Source organism: Kribbella sp. NPDC003557 (assembly GCF_040610805.1).
Classification (GTDB): Bacteria; Actinomycetota; Actinomycetes; order Propionibacteriales; family Kribbellaceae; genus Kribbella.
Genome location: NZ_JBEXMY010000008.1, coordinates 325,011 through 348,742 on the forward strand (window position 1 = coordinate 325,011; position 23,732 = coordinate 348,742).

At 69.4% G+C, this 23,732-nt stretch carries 28 protein-coding genes; 19 read left to right on the top strand and 9 right to left on the bottom strand.

Going from position 1 to position 23,732, the window contains the following annotated elements; genetic code table 11:
- Positions 1-110 precede the first annotated feature (110 nt).
- The 12 genes from rpsP (at position 111) to dprA (ending at position 9,274) form a co-directional block, all read left to right on the top strand.
- Positions 111-599: a 30S ribosomal protein S16 gene (rpsP, locus tag ABZW60_RS33085; RefSeq protein ID WP_355483573.1), complete on the top strand. Its 489-nt coding sequence runs from the start codon at positions 111-113 to the stop codon at positions 597-599.
- Positions 600-604: 5 nt separating this feature from the next.
- On the top strand, positions 605-856 hold the full coding sequence (locus tag ABZW60_RS33090; RefSeq protein WP_131292053.1) for an RNA-binding protein: 252 nt from the start codon (positions 605-607) through the stop codon (positions 854-856).
- 67 nt (positions 857-923) lie between these two features.
- On the top strand, positions 924-1,475 hold the full coding sequence (gene rimM / locus ABZW60_RS33095) for a ribosome maturation factor RimM (protein ID WP_355483575.1): 552 nt from the start codon (positions 924-926) through the stop codon (positions 1,473-1,475).
- A gap of 1 nt (position 1,476) precedes the next feature.
- Positions 1,477-2,673 carry a tRNA (guanosine(37)-N1)-methyltransferase TrmD gene (trmD, locus tag ABZW60_RS33100; protein WP_355483578.1) on the top strand — a complete coding sequence of 399 codons (1,197 nt, stop codon included), beginning with the start codon at positions 1,477-1,479 and terminating at the stop codon, positions 2,671-2,673.
- Positions 2,674-2,866: 193 nt separating this feature from the next.
- Positions 2,867-3,226, top strand: a complete 360-nt coding sequence (gene rplS, locus ABZW60_RS33105; RefSeq protein ID WP_355483581.1) for a 50S ribosomal protein L19 — start codon at positions 2,867-2,869, stop codon at positions 3,224-3,226.
- Positions 3,227-3,371: 145 nt separating this feature from the next.
- The gene (gene lepB, locus ABZW60_RS33110; RefSeq protein WP_355483584.1) at positions 3,372-4,001 is read left to right on the top strand and encodes a signal peptidase I; all 630 of its coding nucleotides are present in this window, start codon (positions 3,372-3,374) and stop codon (positions 3,999-4,001) included.
- Positions 3,998-4,762, top strand: coding sequence for a signal peptidase I (lepB, locus tag ABZW60_RS33115; protein ID WP_355483586.1), 765 nt, complete (start codon positions 3,998-4,000; stop codon positions 4,760-4,762). Before lepB (ABZW60_RS33110) ends, lepB (ABZW60_RS33115) begins: the two co-directional genes overlap by 4 nt.
- A 51-nt stretch (positions 4,763-4,813) precedes the next feature.
- Entirely contained in the window at positions 4,814-5,512 is a 699-nt protein-coding gene (locus tag ABZW60_RS33120) for a ribonuclease HII (RefSeq protein ID WP_355483588.1), read from the top strand.
- Positions 5,513-5,588: 76 nt separating this feature from the next.
- Positions 5,589-5,912 carry a DUF2469 domain-containing protein gene (locus tag ABZW60_RS33125; RefSeq protein ID WP_012922325.1) on the top strand — a complete coding sequence of 108 codons (324 nt, stop codon included), beginning with the start codon at positions 5,589-5,591 and terminating at the stop codon, positions 5,910-5,912.
- A 76-nt stretch (positions 5,913-5,988) separates the two neighbouring features.
- Positions 5,989-6,345: a YraN family protein gene (locus tag ABZW60_RS33130; RefSeq protein ID WP_355483590.1), complete on the top strand. Its 357-nt coding sequence runs from the start codon at positions 5,989-5,991 to the stop codon at positions 6,343-6,345.
- Positions 6,345-7,922, top strand: a complete 1,578-nt coding sequence (locus ABZW60_RS33135) for a YifB family Mg chelatase-like AAA ATPase (protein WP_355483592.1) — start codon at positions 6,345-6,347, stop codon at positions 7,920-7,922. The genes ABZW60_RS33130 and ABZW60_RS33135 overlap by 1 nt, the downstream gene beginning before the upstream one ends.
- A complete protein-coding gene (dprA, locus tag ABZW60_RS33140) occupies positions 7,919-9,274 on the top strand; it encodes a DNA-processing protein DprA (RefSeq protein WP_355483594.1) in 1,356 nt (451 codons plus the stop codon). Before ABZW60_RS33135 ends, dprA begins: the two co-directional genes overlap by 4 nt.
- A 25-nt stretch (positions 9,275-9,299) precedes the next feature.
- Here dprA and ABZW60_RS33145 read toward each other — a convergent pair whose 3' ends face one another.
- The 7 genes from ABZW60_RS33145 to ABZW60_RS33175 all read right to left on the bottom strand — a co-directional run bounded on the left by ABZW60_RS33145 (position 9,300) and on the right by ABZW60_RS33175 (position 15,243).
- Complete coding sequence (locus tag ABZW60_RS33145) at positions 9,300-9,590, bottom strand: transcriptional regulator (RefSeq protein ID WP_355483596.1); 291 nt, start codon at positions 9,588-9,590, stop codon at positions 9,300-9,302.
- Positions 9,587-10,048, bottom strand: coding sequence for a hypothetical protein (locus ABZW60_RS33150; protein WP_355483598.1), 462 nt, complete (start codon positions 10,046-10,048; stop codon positions 9,587-9,589). Before ABZW60_RS33150 ends, ABZW60_RS33145 begins: the two co-directional genes overlap by 4 nt.
- A gap of 439 nt (positions 10,049-10,487) precedes the next feature.
- The gene (locus tag ABZW60_RS33155) at positions 10,488-11,309 is read right to left on the bottom strand and encodes an SRPBCC family protein (RefSeq protein ID WP_355483600.1); all 822 of its coding nucleotides are present in this window, start codon (positions 11,307-11,309) and stop codon (positions 10,488-10,490) included.
- A 2-nt stretch (positions 11,310-11,311) separates the two neighbouring features.
- Positions 11,312-11,656 (bottom strand): metalloregulator ArsR/SmtB family transcription factor, encoded by a 345-nt coding sequence (locus ABZW60_RS33160; RefSeq protein ID WP_355483602.1) that lies wholly within the window; start codon positions 11,654-11,656, stop codon positions 11,312-11,314.
- Positions 11,657-12,062: 406 nt separating this feature from the next.
- Positions 12,063-12,938, bottom strand: a complete 876-nt coding sequence (locus ABZW60_RS33165; protein WP_355483604.1) for an NADP-dependent oxidoreductase — start codon at positions 12,936-12,938, stop codon at positions 12,063-12,065.
- A gap of 755 nt (positions 12,939-13,693) precedes the next feature.
- Positions 13,694-14,434, bottom strand: coding sequence for an SDR family oxidoreductase (locus ABZW60_RS33170; protein ID WP_355483605.1), 741 nt, complete (start codon positions 14,432-14,434; stop codon positions 13,694-13,696).
- Positions 14,434-15,243, bottom strand: coding sequence for a TIGR03620 family F420-dependent LLM class oxidoreductase (locus ABZW60_RS33175; protein ID WP_355483607.1), 810 nt, complete (start codon positions 15,241-15,243; stop codon positions 14,434-14,436). The genes ABZW60_RS33170 and ABZW60_RS33175 overlap by 1 nt, the downstream gene beginning before the upstream one ends.
- A gap of 91 nt (positions 15,244-15,334) precedes the next feature.
- Here ABZW60_RS33175 and ABZW60_RS33180 point away from each other — a divergent pair, with 91 nt between their 5' ends.
- On the top strand, positions 15,335-15,934 hold the full coding sequence (locus tag ABZW60_RS33180; RefSeq protein WP_355483609.1) for a TetR/AcrR family transcriptional regulator: 600 nt from the start codon (positions 15,335-15,337) through the stop codon (positions 15,932-15,934).
- A 359-nt stretch (positions 15,935-16,293) separates the two neighbouring features.
- Here ABZW60_RS33180 and ABZW60_RS33185 read toward each other — a convergent pair whose 3' ends face one another.
- Positions 16,294-17,829, bottom strand: coding sequence for an amino acid permease (locus tag ABZW60_RS33185; RefSeq protein ID WP_355483611.1), 1,536 nt, complete (start codon positions 17,827-17,829; stop codon positions 16,294-16,296).
- A gap of 232 nt (positions 17,830-18,061) precedes the next feature.
- Between ABZW60_RS33185 and ABZW60_RS33190 the strand changes: the two genes are divergently transcribed.
- From ABZW60_RS33190 to ABZW60_RS33200, 3 genes are all read left to right on the top strand, one after another.
- A complete protein-coding gene (locus ABZW60_RS33190) occupies positions 18,062-19,003 on the top strand; it encodes a tyrosine recombinase XerC (RefSeq protein ID WP_355483613.1) in 942 nt (313 codons plus the stop codon).
- Between the two features lie 84 nt (positions 19,004-19,087).
- The gene (locus tag ABZW60_RS33195; protein ID WP_355483615.1) at positions 19,088-19,567 is read left to right on the top strand and encodes an Rrf2 family transcriptional regulator; all 480 of its coding nucleotides are present in this window, start codon (positions 19,088-19,090) and stop codon (positions 19,565-19,567) included.
- A 51-nt stretch (positions 19,568-19,618) separates the two neighbouring features.
- Positions 19,619-20,017 carry a VOC family protein gene (locus tag ABZW60_RS33200; protein ID WP_355483617.1) on the top strand — a complete coding sequence of 133 codons (399 nt, stop codon included), beginning with the start codon at positions 19,619-19,621 and terminating at the stop codon, positions 20,015-20,017.
- Positions 20,018-20,020: 3 nt separating this feature from the next.
- Here ABZW60_RS33200 and ABZW60_RS33205 read toward each other — a convergent pair whose 3' ends face one another.
- On the bottom strand, positions 20,021-20,662 hold the full coding sequence (locus ABZW60_RS33205) for a M23 family metallopeptidase (protein ID WP_355483619.1): 642 nt from the start codon (positions 20,660-20,662) through the stop codon (positions 20,021-20,023).
- Positions 20,663-20,949: 287 nt separating this feature from the next.
- Between ABZW60_RS33205 and rpsB the strand changes: the two genes are divergently transcribed.
- The 3 genes from rpsB (at position 20,950) to pyrH (ending at position 23,673) form a co-directional block, all read left to right on the top strand.
- Entirely contained in the window at positions 20,950-21,915 is a 966-nt protein-coding gene (rpsB, locus tag ABZW60_RS33210) for a 30S ribosomal protein S2 (protein ID WP_355483621.1), read from the top strand.
- Between the two features lie 128 nt (positions 21,916-22,043).
- Complete coding sequence (gene tsf, locus ABZW60_RS33215) at positions 22,044-22,862, top strand: translation elongation factor Ts (RefSeq protein ID WP_355483623.1); 819 nt, start codon at positions 22,044-22,046, stop codon at positions 22,860-22,862.
- Between the two features lie 49 nt (positions 22,863-22,911).
- Positions 22,912-23,673, top strand: a complete 762-nt coding sequence (gene pyrH, locus ABZW60_RS33220) for a UMP kinase (RefSeq protein WP_307863265.1) — start codon at positions 22,912-22,914, stop codon at positions 23,671-23,673.
- Positions 23,674-23,732: the final 59 nt, after the last annotated feature.

Here is a 23,732-nt window from a genome sequence, read left to right on the forward strand (position 1 = left end):
GTGCAGCCCTCTAACTCCACGGCCCGGCCGGCCCATCGAGTGTCACTCCGTTGTCCCCACGACGCTGTGCTGCTCACCCAGTCTGTAATTCCAAGGGAGACCACCCGAAAGTGGCAGTCAAGATCCGTTTGAAGCGCATCGGCAAGAAGCGCACCCCGCACTACCGCATCGTCGTGATGGACGCCCGCACCAAGCGGGACGGCCGGGCGATCGAGGAGATCGGGATCTACAACCCGAAGACCGAGCCCTCGTTCATCCGCGTCGAGTCGGAGCGGGCGCAGTACTGGCTGGGCGTCGGCGCGCAGCCGAGCGAGGCCGTCGAGGCGATCTTCAAGGCCACCGGCGACTGGCAGAAGTTCAAGGGCCAGGACGCCCCGGCGCCGCTGCGGGTCGCCGAGCCGAAGCGGGACAAGCAGGAGATCTTCAACGAGGCGCTGGCCGAGGCCCACGGCTCGCTGAAGACCGAGGCGGTCACCGCCAAGAAGACGGCGAAGAAGGCCGAGAAGAAGGACGACGCCGCCGAGGCGCCGAAGGCTGACGAGGCCAAGGCCGAGGAGCCCAAGGCCGACGAGGCTGCGGCCGAGACCACCGAGGCCTGACCATGATGGAGACCGAGGCGCTCGAGCACCTGGTCCGAGGCATCGTGGACAACCCCGACGACGTCAGCGTCCGGGCCCGGAACCTGCGGCGTGGCCGCACCCTCGAGGTGCACGTCCACCCCGACGACATCGGCAAGGTGATCGGCCGCAACGGCCGCACCGCCACCGCGATCCGCACCGTCGTCGGCGCCCTCAGCTCCGAGTCCTCGCTGCGCATCGACTTCGTCGACGAGTTCAACCGGCGTCCGCGCCGCTGAGCTCAGCAGTCCTCCGAAGGGCCGCCCCCGCTCCGGGGTGCGGCCCTTCATTTCGTACAAAGGAGCAATGCACGTGTTGGTGACTGTCGGGCGGATCGGCCGGGCGCACGGGATCAAGGGCGAGGTCGGCATCGATGTGCGCACCGACGAGCCGGACCGCCGGTTCGCGGACGGCGCGGTCCTGGTGACGGACGCCAAGGTGTCCCGGACGCTGACCGTGGCCGCCAGCCGCTGGCACAGCGGGCGGCTGCTGGTGAAGTTCGCAGAGGTGCCGGACCGGACCGCGGCGGAGCAGCTGCGCAACCTGGTCGTCCAGTCCGAGATCGATGCCGACGAGCGCCCGGAGGACCCCGACGAGTACTACGACCGCGACCTGGTCGGCCTCGCGGTCCGGACCACCGACGGCGCCGACGTCGGCGAGGTGACCGACGTCGTGCACCTGCCGTCGCAGGACCTCCTCGAGATCCGGCGTACCGCGGGCAACCTCGTGCTGGTCCCGATGGTCGAGGAGTTGGTCCCGGAGATCGACATCGACCAGCGGTACGTCGTCGTGGCGGACCGGCCCGGACTGCTCGACCCCGAGGGCGCAGAGGTGGTCCAGACCGAGTCGGGGGACTGACATGCGGCTGGACGTCGTCACGATCTTCCCCGAGTACCTGGCCGCGCTGGACGTGTCCCTGGTCGGGAAGGCGGCCAAGAGCGGTCTGCTGGACATCCACCTGCACGACCTGCGGGAATGGACCCACGACCGCCACCGCACCGTCGACGACACCCCGTACGGCGGGGGAGCGGGCATGGTGATGAAGCCGGAGCCGTGGGGCCAGGCTCTGGACGCGGTCGCTCCCGTCGACGGTCCGGCGCAGCCGCGGCTGATCGTGCCGACCCCGGCCGGCCGGCCGTTCACACAATCGCTGGCCTACGAGCTGGCGGCCGAGCCGTGGCTCGCCTTCGCCTGCGGCCGGTACGAGGGGATCGACGCGCGCGTGGCGTCGTACGCGGCGGAGCGGATGCGCGTCGACGAGGTGTCCATCGGCGACTACGTGCTGAACGGCGGCGAGGTCGCCGTACTCGTGATGGTCGAGGCTGTCGCGCGTCTGCTGCCCGGCGTGATCGGCAACCCGGAGTCGCTGGCCGAGGAGTCCCACTCGGGCGACGGCCTGCTCGAGTACCCGGTCTACACGAAGCCGCCGAGCTGGCGCGGGTACGACGTACCCGACGTGCTGCTGTCCGGGAACCACGGCCTGATCGCCGACTGGCACCACGACGAGGCGGTCCGGCGTACTGCTGAGCGTCGGCCGGACCTGCTCGCGGCGTGGGGCGACGTTCTCGCGGGCAAGGACGACTCCAGCGGTGTCCGTCTGCTGCCGGCCACCGAGGCCGACGCCGGCGAGATCCACGTGCTGCAGTTGGCGGCGTTCCTGTCCGAGGCGCGCCTGTACGACGACTACACGATCCCGCCGCTGACCGAGGATCCTGCCGGCACCGCGGCCCGTCTCTCGCGAGGGATTGTCCTGAAGGCCGTTGCGGGCGCCCGGATCGTCGGATCCGTCCAGCTCGTCGTCGACGGCTCCGTGGGGCAGATCGAGCGCCTCGTCGTCGCTCCGGACTGGCAGGGCCGCGGCCTCGGTGCTCGCCTGCTGCGCGCCGCCGAGCGACTGGCCCCCGCCGAGGTCACGTCGTACGCGCTGGACACCGGCGCGCTGAGCGAGCGGAACCTGGCGCTGTACCAGAAAGCGGGCTACCGGGAGCTCAGCCGGGAGGCCCAGACGCCGAAGGTCGACCTGGTCCGGCTCGGCAAGCGTCGTCGCCGTAAGTGAGGTCCCGCCGCTCACCGTACGCAGGCGACGCCCGCGGATTTCGTCACGGTATGGGGCGTGTGGCAAGATTGTCTGCTGCTGCCCTTCGGTGCTCCTGCCACAGGGGGTGACCACCGACCGGCAGCCTTTTGATGACTTCATCACCACCGACATTCGTGGGTGACCTGTGGCACGCGCGAGAAAGAGACACCTGATGAGCAACGTCCTGAACGAGCTCGACAACGCGAGCAAGCGTGACGACATCCCCGCCTTCCGCCCCGGTGACACCGTCAAGGTGCACGTCAAGGTCGTCGAGGGCAACCGGTCCCGTGTCCAGGTCTTCCAGGGTGTCGTGATCCGCCGCCAGGGTGGTGGCCTGCAGGAGACCTTCACGGTCCGCAAGGTCAGCTTCGGCGTCGGTGTCGAGCGGACCTTCCCGCTGCACACCCCGATCGTCGAGAAGATCGAGATCGTCACCCGCGGCGACGTCCGCCGCGCCAAGCTGTACTACCTGCGCGAGCTGCGCGGCAAGGCGGCGAAGATCAAGGAGAAGCGCGAAGTTCCGGCTTCCTGACGCCGCGTAACGACGACGGTCACCTATGGCGCCGAGCACTGCGACTCGCGCTCGCCCTCGCCCGGTCTCGAAGAGGGCACGTCGCAGCAAGGGACGTCACCGCAGGCTGAAGCAGCGGAATCCGCTGCTCAGCCTGCTCGTCGAGATGAGCACCGTCACGGTGCTCGCGCTCGTCATCACCGTGGTGCTGCGGCTGTTCGTCGCGGAGGCGTTCTACGTGCCGTCGGAGTCGATGTACGACACGCTGACCAAGGACGACCGGATCCTCGCCGAGAAGATCAGCTATCTGCACCGTGATGTCGACCGCGGCGACATCATCGTCTTCAAGGACCCCGGCAACTGGCTGAACGAGGAACAGGCCCAGCCGGGCACGGTGCGCCGGATCGGTGAGTTCGTCGGCATCCTGCCGCGCAGCGGCGAGGGTCACCTGGTGAAGCGGGTGATCGGCATCGGCGGCGACCGGGTGGTCTGCTGCAACAAGGACGGCCTGATCACCGTCAACGGCATCCCGCTGGACGAGCGGGAGTACCTTTTGAAGGACGCCAAGCCGTCGGAGATGCCCTTCAACGTGCTGGTGCCGGCCGGTCACCTCTGGGTGATGGGCGACAACCGCGCCGAATCGGCCGATTCCCGCGCCCACATGGGCGGCCCCGGCGGCGGCTTCGTGCCGGTCGAGAACGTGGTTGGCCGGGCCTGTTGCGTAATCTGGCCGTCTGACCGGATGACGATGCTGCGTCCTCCGGAAACCTTCAAGAAGCCGGGGCTGAAGAAGTGACCGATACACCGACCAAGTCGGACGCCAAACCCGCTCATCGTTCGGGCTTCGCGGCCGCTGCCCGCGAGTTCGTGCTGATCGTGGTCGGTGCGCTGATCGTCTCCTCGATCCTGCGGGCGTTCGTCGGGCAGATGTTCATCATCCCGAGCGAGTCGATGGAGAACACTCTGCTGGTCGGTGACCGGGTCGTGGTCGAGAAGCTCACCGACGTCAAGCGCGGCGACGTGGTCGTGTTCGAGGACCCGGGCGGCTGGCTCGGCGCCGAGGAGAGCGGCCAGAAGCGAGGCTCGGTCGGCCGGTTCTTCGAGATCGTCGGCCTGCTGCCGGACTCCAGCCACGGCCACCTGATCAAGCGCCTGATCGGCATGCCGGGCGACAAGGTCGCCTGCTGCGACTCCAAGGGCCGCCTGCTGGTGAACGGTCAGCCCCTCGACGAGACCAGCTACCTGTATCCGGGCGACGCCCCGTCCCAGATGGAGTTCCAGGTCACCGTCCCGGCCGGCCGGATCTTCGTGATGGGCGACCACCGCTCCGCGTCCGGGGACTCCCGCGTCCACCTGCAGGACCTCGACGCGAACGGCGCCAACCAGGGTGACGCGGCGTTCGTGCCGCTCGACAAGGTCACCGGGCGGGCGATCATGATCGTCTGGCCGTCGGGCCGCTGGGGCAAGCTCGGCGTCCCGGACACGTTCAAGGCGGTGCCGGCCCCCGGACCGGCGCCGGACAAGCCCTCGATATCCCTCACACCGCCGCCTAAGTGAGCCGCTGTCGGCTCTGGTGCCTAGGGTGGGTTGTGTGATTCGGAGGGCTGGATGAGCGCGCTGCCGCGCGGGAGCACGGTCCGGCGGGACGCCGGGCTGTACGGGTACGAGCGGGCCCTGCGCCGCGTCGGCCTGGACCCGATCGCCGGCGTCGACGAGGCGGGTCGTGGGCCGTGCGCCGGACCGCTGGTGGCCGCGGCGGTGATCCTGCCCGAAGGCAAGCGCGGCCAGATCCCGGAGCTCGCGGACTCGAAGCTGCTCACCGCGAAGGCGCGGGACCGGTGCTACGACGAGGTCCGCAGGCGCGCCCTGGCCTGGTCGGTGGTGTCGATCGAGGCCGCGGAGTGTGACCGGCTCGGGATGCACGTCGCGAACGTGGAGGCGCTCCGGCGGGCGCTGTTCCGCCTCGACGTGCGGCCGTCCTACGTGCTGACCGACGGGTTCGGCGTCGACGGCCTCGACGTCCCCGGGCTGGCGATCTGGAAGGGCGACCGCGTCGCGGCCTGTATCGCTGCCGCGTCAGTGATCGCGAAGGTGACCCGGGACCGCGTGATGGAGCACTGGGACAAGGTGTACCCGCAGTACGGGTTCGGGATCCACAAGGGGTACTGCACCCCTGAACACCAGGCCGCACTGGACGAATACGGTCCGTGCCCGCAACATCGACGCCGGTTTGAGAATGTCCGCCGCAGTCTGAAGCCCGTTATGGGACAGAATGTGACCAGTCCCACCGGAGTGGAGAGCCAGTGAGCGAGCGTAGCGAGCGAACCGATAACAGAGCCGCCCTCAGCGCTCGGGCCGGAACCGAGCGCAGCGAGGTGGAGGCATGAGCGCTGACGACCTCGAGAAGTACGAGACCGATATGGAGCTGCAGCTCTATCGGGAGTACAAGGACGTCGTCGGGATCTTCAAGTATGTCGTGGAGACCGAGCGGCGCTTCTACCTGTGCAATGCCGTCGACCTGAAGGTCCGCACCGAGGGCGGCGACGTGTACTTCGAGGTGACGATGGCCGACGCGTGGGTCTGGGACGTGTACCGTTCCGCCCGCTTCGTCAAGAACGCCAAGGTCGTCACCTTCCGCGACGTCAACATCGAAGAACTCGCCAAGTCCGACCTGGAAGTCCCCAAGGACTCCGACTTCGGTCGCTGAGTTTGTCCACAGGTTCGAACTGAGGGTCCGCATCGAGGCCTGATCCCGGCATCTTCTCTGCCGGAGGTGGTCATCGATGCGGACCAGCAACACCGTCGGACGGTACGGCGAAGATCTCGCCGCGAGATATCTCAGCACGCACGGTTTCGCCGTGCTCGAGCGCAACTGGCGCTGCGAGTTCGGCGAGATCGACATCGTCGCGCGTGAAGGCGACACCCTCGTCGTCTGCGAGGTGAAGACCCGCCGCGGGCTGAACTACGGCTCGCCGCTGGAGTCGATCACCTACCGGAAGCTGGCCACCCTCCGGAAGCTGGCCGGCCGCTGGCTGCAGACCCATGAGCTCAGACCGGCGGAGATCCGGATCGACGTCATCTCGATCCTGTTCGACCGCGACACGCCGCCCAGCGTGGACCACATGCGAGGTGCGGTCTGATGGCGCTCGCACAGACCTGGTCGGTCGCCCTGGTCGGTCTGGAGGGCCACCTCGTCGAGGTCGAGGCCGATATCGCCCAGGGCCTGCCGAAGACGACGCTGATCGGTCTCCCCGACACGTCCCTGTCCGAGGCCCGCGACCGCGTCCGCGCCGCCGTGGTGAACAGCGGCGAGCGGTTCCCGGACCGCAAGGTCACGATCGGCCTGTCACCCGCCACGCTGCCCAAGACGGGCTCCCACTACGACGTCGCCATCGCCCTGTCGCTGCTCACAGCGGCCGGCGCGGTCGATCCGGGCGTGCTCCGCCGGACGGCGATCATCGGCGAGCTCGGCCTCGACGGCCGCATCCGCGAGGTCCGCGGCGCGCTCGCGATGACGCTGGCCGCCGCCCGCGCCGGCTTCGACCGCATCGTCGTCCCGGACCTCAACGTCGGCGAGGCCCGCCTGGTCCCCGGCATCGAGGTGTACGGTGCTCGTTCGCTGCGCCAGGTCCTCGCCCTGCTCCGCGGCACCGAGATCCCCGAGGAGGCCCCGCCGCGGGCCGAGCCGCGCCTGGTGTCGGAGTCGCTGATCAGGGTCCCGGGCGTCGACCTCGACGACGTCATCGGCCAGCGCGAAGGCCGCCGGGCGATCGAGGCCGCGGCCGCCGGTGGGCATCACCTCTTCCTGCACGGCCCACCGGGGTCCGGCAAGACCATGCTCGCCGAGCGCCTCGCCGGGCTGATGCCCGACCTCAGCACCGACGACTCACTCGAGGTCTCCGCCGTGCACTCCCTGGCCGGCCTCCTGACGAACGATGCCGAGCTGGTCCTCCGGCCGCCCTTCATCGCACCGCACCACACGGCGTCCCTGGCCAGCCTTGTCGGCGGCGGATCCGGCGTGCTCAGACCGGGCGCCATCAGCTGCGCCCACCGCGGCGTCCTGTTCATCGACGAAGCCCCCGAGATGCATCCGCTGACCCTCGACACTCTCCGCCAGCCACTCGAATCGGGTTTCGTCGAGGTCCACCGGGCGGCGGCCGTCGCCAAGTTCCCCGCCCGCTTCATGCTGGTCCTGGCCGCCAACCCCTGCCCGTGCGGCCTGTCCGGCACCAACCAGGGCATCTGCAGCTGCACACCGCAGCACCTCGCGCGCTACCGCCAGCGCATCAGCGGCCCGATCAAGGACCGTCTCGACATCCAGCGCCAGATCCTGCCCGCCGCCCGCACCGTCACCGATGGCGAGCCTCCGGAGTCGACCGCGACCGTGGCTGCCCGAGTCCAAGCCGCCCGCGACCGCCAGCTCCACCGCTACCGCGCCACCGCCTGGACGCTGAACAGTGAGATCCCCGGCCCCGTCCTGCGCCGCGAGCACCCGCTGGACAAGCCCAGCCAACGCCTCCTCGAAGACCACTACACCGCCGGCCGCCTCACCGCCCGAGGCTTCGACCGCGTCGTCCGCCTCACCTGGACCCTCGCCGACCTGGCCGGCCTCAGCACCCCCACCGTCGAACAAACCCACGAAGCCTTCCAACTCCGCTCAGGCGAACCCCTCACCCACCTGTCGGACCAGCGCGCCCTCAAAGGACCCACCCAATGACCACCACCTTCGCCCTCCCACCGACATCAGCCGGCTCCGCACGCCTAAGCGGCGGTGACGTCCGCGCCTGGGGCGCAGCAACGGCGGGCACCGGGGGAGTGGGCATCGAGTCACCCGGCGACGTCAACTACCAGACCGAAACGACCAGAGCCGGTGTGAGCGGGTCCGACGGGTCCGGTGCGGGCCGTGGATCCGGCGGCCTCGAAGTGGTGGCCGGCGGCAATGATGACCCGGAGCGCCTGGCCCGTGTCGGCTTGTCGCGCGTGATCGAGCCGGGAGACCTCGCCGCGTTGAAGGCGTTCGACGGCCTGCACCCGGTGGAGATCTGGGATCGCCTCCACCGCAACCCACCCGGCCTCGAGCGCTGGTCGACCCGACTCGCCATCGCCGACCCGCACCGGGACCTCGACCGGGCCGCGGCGGCCGGCGCCCGATTCGTGATCCCCGGCGACGACGAGTGGCCCGAGCAGGTCGACGTACTCGAAGAAGCCGGCCAACTGTCCCGCCGCGCCGGTGTACCGTTCGGCCTCTGGATCCGCGGCCGCGCCAACCTCCGCCACGCCCTGACCAGCTCCGTCGCGATGGTCGGCGCCCGCGCCTGCTCGTCGTACGGCGAACACGTAGCCGCCGAGCTCTCCTCCGGCCTCGCCGACAACGGCGTCACCGTCGTCTCCGGCGGCGCCTTCGGCATCGACGCGGCCGCCCACCGCGGAGCTCTCGCCGCCGCCGGGGTGACGATCTCGGTCCTGGCCTGCGGCGTCGACGTCAGCTACCCGAAACGCAACTCGGCCCTACTCAGCCGGATCGCCGAGGACGGCCTCGTCATCGCCGAGCTCCCACCCGGTTGCGCCCCGACCAGGCTCCGCTTCCTCGCCCGCAACCGGCTCATCGCCGCCATCACCCAAGGCACTGTCGTCATCGAAGCCGCCATCCGCAGCGGCGCCCTCAACACTGCCGGCTGGGCCGACCAATGCGGCCGCCCCGTCCTCGCCGTCCCCGGCCCGATCACATCCCGCATGTCCGCCGGCAGCCACCTACTCGTCCGCGAACGCAACGCCGTCCTGGCCACCAACGTCGCCGACATCATCGAGGCGATCTCCCCGTTCGGCACCAACCTGACCCAACCTCCCCGAGCCCCCCAAACCCTCACCGACACCCTCCACCCCGACCTCCAACGAACCCTGGACGCCGTCCCCGTCCACACCGCCGCCCCCACCCACCGCATCGCCGTCACCGCAGGCCTGGACATCCCCACAACCCAACACTGCCTGGAAACCCTCGCCACCCTGACCCTGATAGCCCAAACCTCCGCAGGCTGGCACCTCCACCCAACTCCACCCACCAATCCCTGAAGGCCGGTGCGCGAAGCCTCCTGAGCTACTTCGGGCCGTCCAGCAGGGCTCGCAGGGCGTCGCGGTGAGTGGTGTAGGCCTTCTCACCGGCCTTGGTCATGCGGTACGTCGTGGTCGCGCCGCGCCCATGACCAGACTTCGTCGTGCTGACATACCCCGCGTTCTCCAACGCCGACATGTGTTTCGACAAGTCGGAGTCGGTCACCTCCAGATACTCCTTGAGGAACCGAAACGTCACCGTCGTCGCGTTGGCCAGCACCGCCATCGCGGCCAGCCGCTTCGGCGCATGGATGACCGGATCGAGCCCGTCGATCATCCGAGCCGCTCCCGGACCTGTTGCGCCACCACGGCGTACCGACGCTCGTAGTACCAGAGTCCAGCGGTCACCAGGACGAACGCGGTCACGGCGGCAGCCGGCACGCCCACCAACCACCAGACGAGACCAACGACAACCACGACCACCGGCAGCGCCTGGAAGTACCGCTTCCAGAGACGCCCGATCTCCTGCGGCGGCCGACCACGCCCCGGAAACGGCATCGCGCCGTGCCGCCGCTGCATCCACGTGATGAACGCGATCTCCAATGCGAACAGCGTCGCCATCAACGCGAAGAACAACGCACTGTTCTCCCGCCACCAGCTGAAGATCCCGACCAGCGCCCCCGCCCACAGCCCGACAACCACCGGATACCACCAGGGCGTCTTCGGATAACTGACGTACGGCGCCGCCTCGGCCCGCTCGACAATCCGCAGCTGCTCCTCCGCATCACTTTCCATACCGGAAACCTACTCAATAACTTTCCACTTCCGCAAGTAGAAAGTAATCGCCACCCCCGTCCAGGCGCCACCTGCAGATGCCTCCCGGCCCGCACGACACCCCGCCCCGACACCAGACACACCTGCTCGACGTACACCACAAGCCCGGTCCGCACCACCCACTCGCGCCGCACGCACCGCCCCCGCACGCCCCGCCCCGGCGGCGCACCCACGCGACCCGGCGGCGCCACGGCTCCGCCCCGGCGGTGCACCCATACGACCCGGCAGCGCCACGGCTCCGCCCCGGTGGCGCACCCATACGACCCGGCAGCGCCACGGCTCCGCCCCGGTGGCGCACCCATACGACCCGGCAGCGCCACGGCTCCGCCCCGGCGCTGCCGGCAGGCTCCTGTCGTCACCGCCCATCTCACCGCGGCACGCTGGGCGGTGCGGCATGTGGTCAGCGGGTGGCGTCGTTGGTGTGTTCTGTGGGGCCTTCGGGTCTCCGGCCGGGCGGAGTGTTCAGGAGGTCAGCTGCGAGCTTGTCGAGGCGGTCGGGCCAGATTGCGAGCGCTTCGTCCGGGCTACTCAGGCCGGTCTCGGTGAGGATCAGGCGAGCGCCGTGGCCGGTGCCCTCTGTCAGCTCCCACCGGACTTTGCCGCCCGCCTGCTCGTACTCCAGCACCTTCGGTTCGGACTGTTCGGTGACGGTTCCCTCGTGGGGGAGGTGCGTCCAGACCGTCTCGGCCGGGCGCGTGAGTTGCCGCTCGAAGCGGATGGTCCAGCCGTCCGCTGTCTGTTCGGCCGAGCCCTGATCCAATCCGAGCTGCTTCACGAAGCTGTCGTGCAGAGAGCCGGTGTCCGGCTCGACGTCGGAGGGCTTGCCGGCCAGGAGTAGGTCCATCGCGTCCAGGCAAAGTGTCCAGCCGGAGCTGAAGCTGGCCGCGCCGAAGTGGTCGTCGAAGGTGTGACTGAGGACCAGCAAACAGCCGTCATCGGCCGGGAGCAGTTCCCATCGCAGTACCTCACCGTTCCAGGTGATCGCGAACACGCGCGGCGGATCGAACTCGAGCACCTCGCCGTCACCGGCCGACTCACCTTCCATCGAGTACTCGACAGCGCTGCCGATGTGTGGCTGTAGCTTGACCGAGGCCGGGAACCAGCGGACCAGTTGCTCCGGCTCGGTGAGGGCACGCCAGACCTTCTCGGCCGGGTGTCGCAGTTGCCGCTCCATCCGCAGCACCGAGCGGCCCTCGATTGTTCGCAGGGTCTCGTTTGCCATCGTCAACCTTCCGTTTCCGCCGGGCTGTCGTCCGGCATCGTGTCCAGGTGGTCTTCCAGGTCGTCCAGAGCGCGATCCCACAGCTGCCGGTACGGGTGCAGCCAAGCGTCCAGCTCGCGCAGCGGTCCGAGCCTCAGCTCGTACCACCGCCGCTGCGCGTCCACCCGAACGCCGACCAGCCCGGCCTCGCGCAGTGCCCGCAGGTGCTTCGACACCCCGGGCTGACTGAGCCCAAGCTCATCCGTCAGTTCACCAACCAGATGCGGCCGCTCCCGCAGCAACTCCAAAATCTGCCGCCGCCGCGGCTCAGCCAAAACCTCAAAAGGTGCACCCACAGAAGCCAACATACCGACGCAGCTATATAACCGCAATGGCATGTACGAGAATCGGGGGCCTCATCAGCAGGTAGCTGAAAGGCCCGCTGAGTCGATGACAGCGCCGCGCCCCCGCCCACCGCGCCCCCGCCCACCGCGCCCCCGGCGACAGCGCCCCCACCGCGCCCCCGCCCACCGCGCCCCCCGCCCACCGCGACCCCCGCCCACCGCGACCCCCGCCCACCGCGCCCACGGCGACCGCGCCCCCCGCCCACGGCGACTCCGGCCACGGCGACTCCGGCCACGGCGACTCCGGCCACGGCGACTCCGGCCACGGCGACCCCCGACCACGGCGACTCCGGCCACGGCGACCCCCGACCACCGCGACCCCCGACCATCCATTGGTGCCGGGCTTCCATGCCCCGATCGGGAGTCGATCTCACGGGATGAGGATCAGTTTCTCCCGGATGCCGGCCTCGAGCTGACGGTGGGCTTCGGCGGCTTCGCGAAGCGGCAATGTGCGGTGTGCGCGGAGCTGTAGCCGTCCGGACGCGAGCATCTGCATGGTCTCGGCGAGCGCGGCCGGCGCCGCGTCCGGGCGCGGACCGGACAGGCGTACGCCGAATTCGGCCGCACGCGGATCGGCGAGAGTGACCACTCTCCTGGGGTCGCCGACCGCCGCCAGGGCGTGTGGGAGCACGCCCGTTCCGGCAGCGTCGACCGCCGCGTCGGCTCGGACCGTAGCGCTCAGAATTACCGGCTCGGCGCCTAATTCGCGGACCAACTGCTCGTCGTGCCCGCGGACCACGCTGAGTACCCGAGCGCCCCGGGCTATCGCCAGTTGTGTCGCGATGATGCCGACCGACCCACCGCCGCCATACAGCACCAGCGTCTGCCCGCTTTCAAGCTGAACTTCATCGAGTACGCGGACAGCCGCCTCGGCCGATGCAGGCAACGCGGCGGCGTCCTCCCACGACACGCCCGCCGGCTTGACGGTCCAGATATCGGCGATCGCGGACTCGGCATAGCCGCCCAGGCTCAGCAGTTGCGCGGCAACCTCGTCGCCCGCGGACACTCCGGTGACGCCGGGCCCGACCATGTCCACGGTGCCGGCCGCCTCGAAGCCGAGTACGCCACCCGGCGCTGCCCCGAAGGCTCGCAAATGGCCGGAGCGGATCGCCAGGTCAGTGGGACCGACGCCGGCCGCGGCCACCTTCAGGCGTATCTGCCCGGGCCCCGGCTCAGGCAAAGCGACTTGCTGCCAGCGCAGCACCTCGGGCGCCCCGAAGTCGGTCAACACAACGGCGTTCGACATTTTCTCTCCTTGCTCGACAAATCGTTCACATGTGGGTGCTTGGCTGGACTCGACCAGCAGCAGATCCGGCTGGCCTTATGTGGGTACGGCAGCGGATGGACTTCGAGGACGATCACCAGTCGCAGGCAGCTAGCAGGCTGCGACTCCCTGAAAACGAGGTCCTTCAACGGATTCGTCGTGTTCGCCTTCAAGGTTCACTCTCACGGTCGAACGCCTCGGCCGGGATTGCAGCGAGCCTCAGTGCTGAGACCCAACTCGACGTTGGGGGACCGACAGCTTCGCGCCGACCAGGTACGTGGCGGCGGTGGCGCGTACCTGGCCTGCATGTGCCGCCGGTCGGTCGCTCCCATGATCGATCCGACCCTGGCTACCGGCAGCTCCGACGTCGGCATTCCCGCGACCGAGGCCACGCCTACAACCACCACGGAAACCAACCTCACTCGGCGGCCAACCATCACCCGCATTGACAAACCTGCTCGTCATTGCAGCTGGCTGGCGATTCCACAGACGGCTCGTCGCCCGCGGCTGCTCTACGGAGAGGCTCGCCGTCGGCGGCGGTTCCACAAAGGCTCGCGGCCGGCGGCGGTTCCGCAAGGGCTCGCCGTCGGCGGCGGTTCCACAAGGCTCGCGGCCGGCGGCGGTTCCGCAAGGGCTCGTCGCCCGCGGCTGCTCTACGGAGAGGCGCACCGTCGGCGGCCCTCCCACAAAGGCTCGCCGCCGGCTGGTGTCTCCGCGAAAGGGCTGTGGTCAGGGGGTCAGACCTGGCTGGCGCCGCCGTCGACGTAGATCTCGGCGCCGGTCATGTAGGCACTGGGCGGCGTGGCCAGGAACAGGACCGTGGCAGCGATCTCCTCGGGGGTGCCCAAGCGGTTCATCGGGACGCCCGACGCCAGTCCCTTCAGGAGTTGGGCGGCGTCCTCGGGGCTGCCGGCCAGGCCTGAGAGGCCGGGTGTGTTGATCGGGCCGGGGGCGATGGCGTTGACGCGGATGTGGCGCTCGACCAGTTCGGCTGCCCAGCTGCGGGTGAACGAGCGCACGGCGGCCTTGGTGGCGGCGTAGACGCTGAAGGCAGGCGCGCCCTTGACGTCGATGTTGGAGCTGGTCAGGATCACCGACGCGCCGGGGTTGAGCAGCGGCAAGGCCTTCTGCACGGTGAAGATCGTGCCGCCCACGTTGGTGTTGAACGTCGTCGCGTAGTGGTCCCAGGTGACGTCGGGTAGGGCCGAGAACTCACCGGCTCCGGCGTTGGCGAACAGGACGTCCAGGCCCTGGCCGCGGGCAGAGATCGCGGCATAGACGCTGTCCAGGTCTTCGGGACTGGAAATGTCGGCCTGGATCGGGGTGATGTTGCCGGAGGCCACGGCGTCCAGGGCCTCCTTGCGGCGGCCGGTCGCGAACACGTGCGCGCCCTCGGCGGCCAGCAAGCGGGCGGATGCGAGACCGATGCCGGAGGTGGCGCCGGTGACGAGGGCGGTCTTGCCGTCGAGCTGTCCCATCAGAAGTTCTCCTTGGTGAGTTCGGAAAGGTGGGTGGGAAGGAACGAGTTGGCCCCCAGGAAGTGCAGGGCCACGTGGTCGGCGCCCGCCTCGAGCTGAGCGCGGACGCGGTCGCGGATCTCAGCGACGCCGCCGTGCGCGACCAGAGCGTCGATCAGGCGGTCGCTGCCGCCGGGGACCAGGTCCTGGTCGGTGAAGCCCAAGCGACGCAGGTTGTTGCGGTAGGCCGGGAAGCCGATGAACATGCCGATCTCGGCGCGGGCGATCGCCCGCGCCCTGGCCGGATCGGATTCGAGCACCACGGCCTGGTGCGGTGCGATCAGCGGGCCTTTTCCGACGCGAGCACGTTCGCGAGCCACATAGGAGGGCGTGACCAGGAACGGGTGCCAGCCGGCCGTACGGGCGACGGCCAGGTCGACCATCTTGGGCCCGAGGGCGCCGAGCAGCAGGCGATCGGCGGGCACCTCGAGCTGATCGAGGTAGCGGCTCATCGACGCGATGGGGTTGCCGTAGTCCTGGCCACTCGAGGCAGCGCCGGCAGCGTTTCCGACGCCCAGCCCGACCAGCAGCCGGTCGGCGTCGAGCTCGGCGATCCTCTTCGACAGCTCTTGCGGTGACTGACCCCAGATGTTCAGGACGCCGGTCACGACCGTGCTGTGCGGCGCGGCTTGGAGCAGGTGCTTTACGTCGTCGAGTGCGCCGGTGCCGTCGAGACCCGGAATCCAGAGGGTGTCCCAACCGGCTGCCTCGAGATCAGGCAGCGACGGGTGGCCCCGGAATCGCATGCTCCAGAGCCCTATGCGTTGCATGACCAGCCTCCAAATTCTGTACCGTTCGGTATGGATTGGAACAGTAGTACCTTCCGAGTTATTTCTGTACCGAGCGGTTAGAATCAGTGGTGTGACGGTGAAGACACGAGGACGGCCGCGGGGCTTCGACGCGGACGCGGCGCTCGACCGGGCCATCGAGGTGTTCTGGGAGCGCGGCTACGAGGGCGCGTCGCTGGCCGACCTGACCGACGCGATGGGGATCAACCGTCCGAGCATGTACGCGGCCTACGGCAACAAGGAGGACCTGTTCCGTCGGGCGGTTGCGCGCTACGCCGAGCGCGACATGGCGTACGCCCAGGAGGCGCTCGCTGAGCCGACCGCGTACGCGACCGTGGAGAGGTTCTTGAAGGCGAACGCGGACGCGCTCACACTGCCCGGTCGGCCGGCTGGGTGCCTGTCGATCCAGGGCGGCCTGGCGGGCGGAAGCGACAACGGTCAGGTGGCGCAGTTCCTGGCCGCGAGCCGTCTGGCCGGCGAGAAGCGCCTGGCCGAGCGCCTGGCCCGCGCGGTCGACGAGGGCGACCTGCCCGCCGGCACCGACCCGGCCGACCTCGCGCGCTACGTGATGACCGTGAGCGAGGGAAACGCGGTGCACGCGGCGGCCGGGGCAGACCGTGCAAGCCTGTACGCCACGGTAGAGATCGCCCTACGCGCGATCCCGAGACTCTGAGCGCTGTCCGCGATCCTGAGCCCCTGAGCGCTGCGCGTGATCCTGAGCCCCTGAGCGCTGCGCGTGATCCTGAGCCCCTGAGCGCTGCGCGTGATCCTGAGCCCCTGAGCGCTGCGGGCGATGCCGAGCCCCCAGGCGCTGCGCGGGATCCCGAGACGCCGGGCGGGGCGCGGCCATCCCTGGATCCGGGCCGCGTTGTGGAGCGCAGCGAGCTGTTCGTGAGAAGGGTGCACCTCGGCGGCCGAGGTGAGTGGCTCAACCAGCCGCGGTCACAGGGCGAACGGCTGCGGTCGGGCGGCGGCAGGTGGACGGGACCGGCCTGTGGCCTGGCCCGGTCATCTGCGTCTTTCCATCTACGGCTAGTTGCGCATGTGTTTGCCGCGGGACGGCTTTTGGGCTTGTTCGGGTGGGGTGCGGATGGCTCGGAGTTCGGTGGGGCGGTCCTGGTCGGGGCGGATGGGTTGGAAGCCGCCGGTGCCGGGGTCGGTGTCGCCCAGGTCGAAGTCCCAGCTGTCCTCGTTGGCGAGGCGGCTGTGCCAGCGGCCGTAGAGGCCGTAGATCGCGATGCCGATGACCATCCAGACGCCGAACTTGGTCCAGGTGCTCGTCTTCAGGTTGAGCATCAGCCAGACCGTCGCTGCCAGCGACAGGAGCGGGATCAGCGGGACCATCGGCACCCGGAAGCCGCGCTCCAGGTTGGGCTCGGAGCGGCGCAGGGTGAGGACGCCGATCGCGCAGAAGGCGAAGCAGAACAGGGCTCCGATGACCAGCAGCTCTTCGAGTTCGAGGACCTTCGGGTAGAGCGTGAGGGCCAGCGCGGCGATGCCGGCGGCCGTCGCGGCGCGGGCGGGGGAGGAGTAGACCCGGCTGACCCGGCCCAGGCTCTTCGGCAGCAGGCCGTCGCGGCCCATGTTGAACAGGACCCGGCTCTGCGCGATGAGGACCACCATGATGACCGTCATCAACGCGAGCAAGGCGCCCAGGTTGACCACCTTCGCGGCCCATCCGACGCCGACCGCGGCCAGGGCTTCGGAGACCGGTGCGCCGCCGCCGAGCTTGCCGTACGGGCGCATGCCGACCAGGACGACGGCCATCGCGATGTAGAGGATCGTCACGGCGCCGACGCCGAGCAGCATGCCCTGCGGGACGGTCTTGCGCGGGCTGCGGGCGTCCTCGGACGCGGTCGCGATCAGGTCGAAGCCGATGTAGGCGAACACGATCGTGCTCGCGGCGGTGAAGATGCCCATCGTCCCGAACGAGCCGAACGACGAGTCCAGGATCCAGCCCAGCAACGTCGGGCTCGCGGTCGCGGGCGCCGCCCGGGCCGGCGGCACGAACGGGTGGTAGTTGTCCATGTTGATGTGCGCGGCACCGACGATCACCACCAGGAGGATCACCGCGACCTTCGCGATCACGACGACGGTCAGCACCCGGGCCGAGAGCTTGGTGCCGGTCACGACGAGCGCGGTCAGGATCAGCAGCAGCAGCGGGGCGACGAGGTTCACCTTGGCCTCGGGGCCGAAGAACTGCGCCACACCCGCGGGGAGCGTCACTCCGAATCCGTCGAGGGTGGCCAGGAAGTACGCCGACCAGACGCGCGCGACGATCGCCGCCGCGGTGACGAGCTCGAGCACCAGTGCCCAGCCGACCAGCCACGCCCACGCTTCGCCGAAGGTGACGTAGCTGAAGGTGTACGCGCTACCGGAAACCGGGATCGTGGACGACAGCTCGGCGTAACAGGCCGCGGCCAGCAAACAGACGATCGCGGCGATGACGAACGACAGGATCACTGCCGGTCCGGCGACATTCGCCGCCTGAACGCCGCTGATGCTGAAAATGCCGGAGCCGATCATCACGCCCAGGCCGAGTACGACCAGGTCGCGACGACCGAACAAGCGCGGCAGACGGTGCCGCGCATCCTCGACTCGAGTGAACGCCGACTCGACCGGCAGGCGCCGGCCTACGGTCTGTCCGTTCGCTGAGGGGGCCATGGTCAGGGGTGCCTCCGTTGCTACTAGGGCAATCGGGCCGAACAGTAGTCGACCGTCGGGCTATCGACCAGACCTCCTCTCCTCGGCGTCCGCGCGGTGCCTTGCGATGCCGGGCCACCTCACGCATCGTCGAGACATGACGCCGGACGAAGTCAGTGGAAACCGTTCCTGGCCGGAAGGTTTCGCTGTGTTACTGGCTGACTACGAAAGGCATCTGACGGCGGAAAGAGACCTCAGCACTCACTCCGTGAGAGCCTACATCGGAGACGTCGCGGATTTACTCGAACATTTGATTCGGCTTGGTCACGATGATCTTGAGCAGTTGGACATCCGGGGTCTACGGTCCTGGCTGGCCAAACAGCAAAGTCTGGGGAAATCCCGCAGCACGATGGCTCGCCGTGCGACGGCCGCGAGGGTGTTCACGGCGTGGGCGCAGCGGACCGGGCGGATCGAGACGGATCCCGGAGCGCTGCTCGCGAGCCCGAAGGCGCACAAGAGCCTTCCGGGGGTGCTCGGCCAGGCGGACACCCGCGCCGTCCTGGACGCGGCCGGAGTCGCGGCTGACGACGGCAGTCCGGTCGGGCTGCGCGATCTCGCGATCATGGAGTTGCTCTACGCAACGGGTATCCGCGTCGGCGAGCTGTGCGCCCTGGATGTGGATGACGTCGACCGGTCGCGTCGCGTCGTGCGGGTCTTCGGGAAGGGGCGGAAGGAGCGGTCGGTCCCGTACGGGGTGCCGGCCGGGCAGGCGCTCGAGCGGTGGCTGGCCGAGGCACGGCCGAAGTTGGTGCGCGAGGGGAGCGGGCCCGCGGCTTTTCTCGGGGCGCGTGGTGGCCGGATCGATCAGCGGACGGTACGGCGGATGGTGCACCAGCGAATCGCTGTCGTCGACGCACCGGATCTCGGGCCGCACGGGCTGCGCCATACGACGGCCACGCATCTTCTCGAGGGTGGCGCGGACCTCCGGAGCGTCCAGGAACTTCTCGGGCATGCGTCGCTCGCGACCACCCAGATCTACACGCACGTCTCCACCGATCGGCTTCGCCAGGCCTACCAGCAGGCCCATCCGCGGGCCTGAGGGAACGCGCACGGGCAGGTCGAGGCGACGGATGTTCGCGGGTGATGCGGCGTGTGGGCGCCGGCATGCGGCAGACTGCGGGACATGCGGGTTTCGGCGAAGTCTGACTATGCGTTGCGAGCTCTGATCGAGATCACCCAGCGATGGGTGGCCGGCGATCCTGCCGTGGTGTCGGCCGAGGAACTGAGCCGGGCGCAGGGCATTCCGCACGGGTTCCTCCAGGGCATCCTCGCCGACCTGCGCCGGGCCGGCGTGCTGTCGAGCCAGCGCGGGCAGTCGGGCGGCTGGCGGCTGGCCGTCGACCCGAACGAGATCTCCGTCGCCGACGTGATGCGCGCTGTCGACGGGCCGATCGTGAGCATCTCGGGCGTCCGGCCCGAGAGCGTCACGTACAACGAGCACGCGGTCGTCCTGCAGCGCGTCTGGATCGCTGCTCGCGCGAGTCTGCGGGACGTCCTCGAGAACACCACTCTGGTCGATCTGGCCAAGAACAAGTTGCCGGCCGGAGTCGAGCGCCGGTCGCGCGACGAGGACGCCTGGCAGGCCCGGGTCCCCGGGAGCTGATCCGGTGTTACAGTCGAGACTTATATAAGCCACGACTGTAGGAGATGGGCGATGCAGCAGATCAAGACGTTCCTCATGTTCGAGGGTGGCGCGGAGAAGGCGATGACCTTCTACCAGTCGCTGTTCGACGACGCCGAGGTCGTGTCGATGGTCAAGTACGGCGCTGAGGGGCCGGGACCTGAGGGGTCCGTGATGGTTGCGGTGTTCCGGCTGGCCGGGCAGGAGTTCATGTGCAGTGACAGCTACCAGCACCATGGCTTCACCTTCACTCCTTCGATGTCGTTGTTCGTGGACTGCCGGGACGAGGCGGAGCTCGAGCGGTTGTACGGCGCGCTGGTGGACGGCGGGGGTGCGCTGATGCCGCTGGGGGACTATGGGTTCAGCAAGAAGTTCGGGTGGGTGAACGACCGGTACGGGGTGTCGTGGCAGCTGAATCTGCCGCACGAGTGAGCGTCATTCGCGCCTGAGCAGCAGGCCGGCGGTCAGGGTGAGCGCCGCCGTGACGGCGATGACGAGCTTGGCCGCGCGCCGGTTGTCTGGTGGGTCTGTGGGCGAAGGCGCAGATGGTGCGCTGCGTGCTGCCGGTCGGGTCGGGCCGTGGGTGAGTGGGAGTAGGCGGACCGGGCGGTGCGGGAGCAGGGCAAGGGGGTTGAGGTACTGCTTGCCCTGGAGGAGGCCCCAGTGCAGGCAGGTCCTGGGTGGGCAGTGCGAGCCCGCGGCCGAGAGGCGGCCGATGACGGTGCCGGTGGTGACGGTGGCACCGACCGCGACCTCGGGGATGACGGGTTCGTACGTCGTGCGGCGGGGGCCGGCGGTGATCGTGATGACGCCGCGGCCGGCGAGCGGGCCGGCGTAGGTGATCGTGCCGGGGGTGGCGGCGAGGACGGGCTGGCCCGGGCGGCCTGCGAGGTCGACGCCTCGGTGGCCGGGTAGCCACGGTTTCGCCGGGAGTTCGAAGCCGTGCACGACCTCCGGCCGAGGCTGCAGCGGCCAGGCGGCCGGAGGCGGGGTAGCCAGAGGCAGGGCGGCGTGCACGGGTGGGATGGCGGCGGGTGCGGGTGGGGCGGCGGCGAGGGGGAGGAGGGCGAAGGTCATGCCAGGGAAGGTGCCGTGGGTGGGGTGGGTTTTGACCGGCGAGAGCGGATTTGTGGACAAGTGGGGCCGGTTCGCATCCGGTGCGGGTGGTCCCGTACACTTCCGGTGGCGCCACACCTCGGTGGGGCGACTACGCATGCCTGCACAAGTGCGTTGGGTCCGACGGTCCCGGAGCGATCCGGGTGGATTCGCGCGACGGGCATCAGGAGCCGCGGATCATCCGGTCCGGGGCGAGACAACCGAGTAGACCCGGAACGCAAGCCGGGTCGCAATAAGGAGACCACCTCATGGCCGTCGTGACCATGAAGCAGCTGCTCGAGAGCGGCGTGCACTTCGGGCACCAGACCCGGCGCTGGAACCCGAAGATGAAGCGCTACATCCTCACCGAGCGCAACGGCATCTACATCATCGACCTGCAGCAGTCGCTGTCCTACATCGACCGCGCGTACGAGTTCGTCCGCAGCACGGTCGCGTCGGGCGGGGCGATCCTGTTCGTCGGCACCAAGAAGCAGGCCCAGGAAGCGATCGCCGAGCAGGCGACCCGGGTCGGGATGCCGTACGTGAGCCAGCGCTGGCTGGGCGGCATGCTGACGAACTTCCAGACCGTGAACAAGCGGCTCCAGCGCCTCAAGGAGCTCGAGCTCATCGACTTCGACGACGTCGCCGCCTCCGGTGTCACCAAGAAGGAGCTGCTGCAGAAGCGTCGCGAGCACGACAAGCTGCTCAAGACCCTCGGCGGTATCCGCGACATGGCCCGGGTCCCGGCCGCCGTGTGGATCGTGGACACCAAGAAGGAGCACCTCGCCGTCGACGAGGCGCGCAAGCTGAAGCTGCCGATCATCGGCATCCTGGACACCAACTGCGACCCGGACGAGGTCGACTACCCGATCCCGGGGAACGACGACGCGATCCGCTCGGTCGGCCTGCTGACCCGCGTGGTCGCCGACGCCGTCGCCGACGGCCTGATGGCCCGCTCGGGCCAGGGTGCCGCCGCGGCCGGCGAGGAGCTGGGCCAGGAGGAGCCGCTGGCCGCCTGGGAGCGGGAGCTGCTGGAGAGCCAGAACGGCGCCGCCGAGGCGAAGGCCACCGAGGCGAAGGCCGCTGAGGCCGCCCCGGCGACCGACGTCCTGACCGAGCCGGTCGCGACCGACGCCGCGGTGACCGAGGCCAAGGCCGAGGAGACCCCGGCCGCCGAGGAGACCCCGGCCGCCGAGGAGACCCCGGCCGAGGCGCCGAAGGCCGACGAGGCCTGACAGCTCGTAAGCCGCCCGGTTCACTCCGGGCGGCGCCGGGCCACGCCCCCAGGACCCCGGCCGGGGTCCTGCGGGCACCCTGACAGCCCGCCCACCCAGCCGCACCAGACAAGACGAGAGAACGAGGAATGGCGAACTACACCGCCGCTGACGTGAAGAAGCTCCGCGACACCACCGGCGCGGGCATGATGGACGCGAAGAAGGCGCTCGAGGCCACCGACGGCGACTTCGAGAAGGCCATCGAGGAGCTGCGCATCAAGGGCGCGGCCAAGGCCCAGAAGCGTGGCGCCGAGCGGTCCGCCACCAACGGCCTGGTGGCCGCGGCGGAGAACGCGCTCGTCCAGCTGAACTGCGAGACCGACTTCGTCGCCAAGAACGAGCAGTTCCAGCAGCTCGCCGCCGACATCGTCGCGCACGCCGCGGCGAGCAAGGTCGGTGACGTCGAGGGCCTGCTCAACGAGAAGCTGACCGACGGCAAGTCGGTCGCCGAGAACATCGAGGCCCTGGCCGCGGTGATCGGCGAGAAGCTGGAGCTCGGCAAGGTGGCCGTCTTCGACGGCAAGGTGACGGCGTACATGCACAAGCGCGCCGCTGACCTGCCGGCCCAGGTCGGCGTGCTGGTCGAGTTCGAGGGCGACGACGTGGAGGCCGCCCGTGGCGCCGCCATGCAGGCCGCCGCGATGCGCCCGCTGTACACCACCCGCGACGAGGTCCCGGCCGAGACGGTCGAGAACGAGAAGCGGATCGCCGAGGCGACCGCGCGCGAGGAGGGCAAGCCGGAAGGCGCCCTGCCGAAGATCGTCGAGGGCCGGGTGAACGGGTTCTTCAAGGACGTCGTGCTGCTCGAGCAGCCGTCGGTCACGGAGAACAAGAAGACCGTGAAGGCTGTGCTCGACGAGGCCGGTGTCACCGTGAAGCGGTTCGCCCGCTTCGAGGTCGGCGCCTGATCCCGCGAAGGATCTGAGCACACAGTCAACGAACGAGGAGGCCGGAATCGTGACGGAAACCCTGGGTACCGAGACGAGTCCGGCCTCTTCGCCGTTCTCGCCCGCCTATCACCGGGTGCTGCTGAAGCTCTCGGGTGAGGTGTTCGGCGGCGGCAAGCTCGGCGTCGACCCCGACGTGGTGAACTCGATCGCCAAGCAGATCGCCGACGTGGCCCGGGCGGGCGTCCAGGTCGCCGTGGTGGTCGGCGGCGGCAACTTCTTCCGCGGCGCCGAACTCCAGCAGCGCGGGATGGAGCGCAACCGCGCCGACTACATGGGCATGCTCGGCACCGTGATGAACTGCCTGGCGCTGCAGGACTTCCTGGAGAAGCTCGGCATCGAGACGCGGGTGCAGACCGCGATCACGATGGGCCAGGTCGCCGAGCCGTACATCCCGCGCAAGGCCGAGCGGCACCTGGAGAAGGGCCGCGTGGTGATCTTCGGCGCCGGCTCCGGCATGCCGTACTTCTCCACCGACACCGTCGCCGCCCAGCGCGCGCTGGAGGTCGGCGCGGAGGCCCTGCTGATGGGCAAGCAGGGCGTGGACGGCGTCTACGACTCCGACCCGAAGAAGAACCCGGACGCGGTGAAGTTCGACCAGCTGTCGTACGACGACTTCCTGGCCCGCGGCCTCCGGGTCGCCGACGCCACCGCGATCAGCCTGGCCCGCGACAACGCGCTGCCGATCGTCATCTTCGGTCTCGAGGAGGGCAACATCGCCCGGGTGATCCACGGCGAGAAGATCGGCACGGTCGTCTCCCGGGGGCAATAACCCGGCGGAGGACGGCGTACCACTAGGATCGTTGGACACAGGCGAAGTAGGACCGGCCG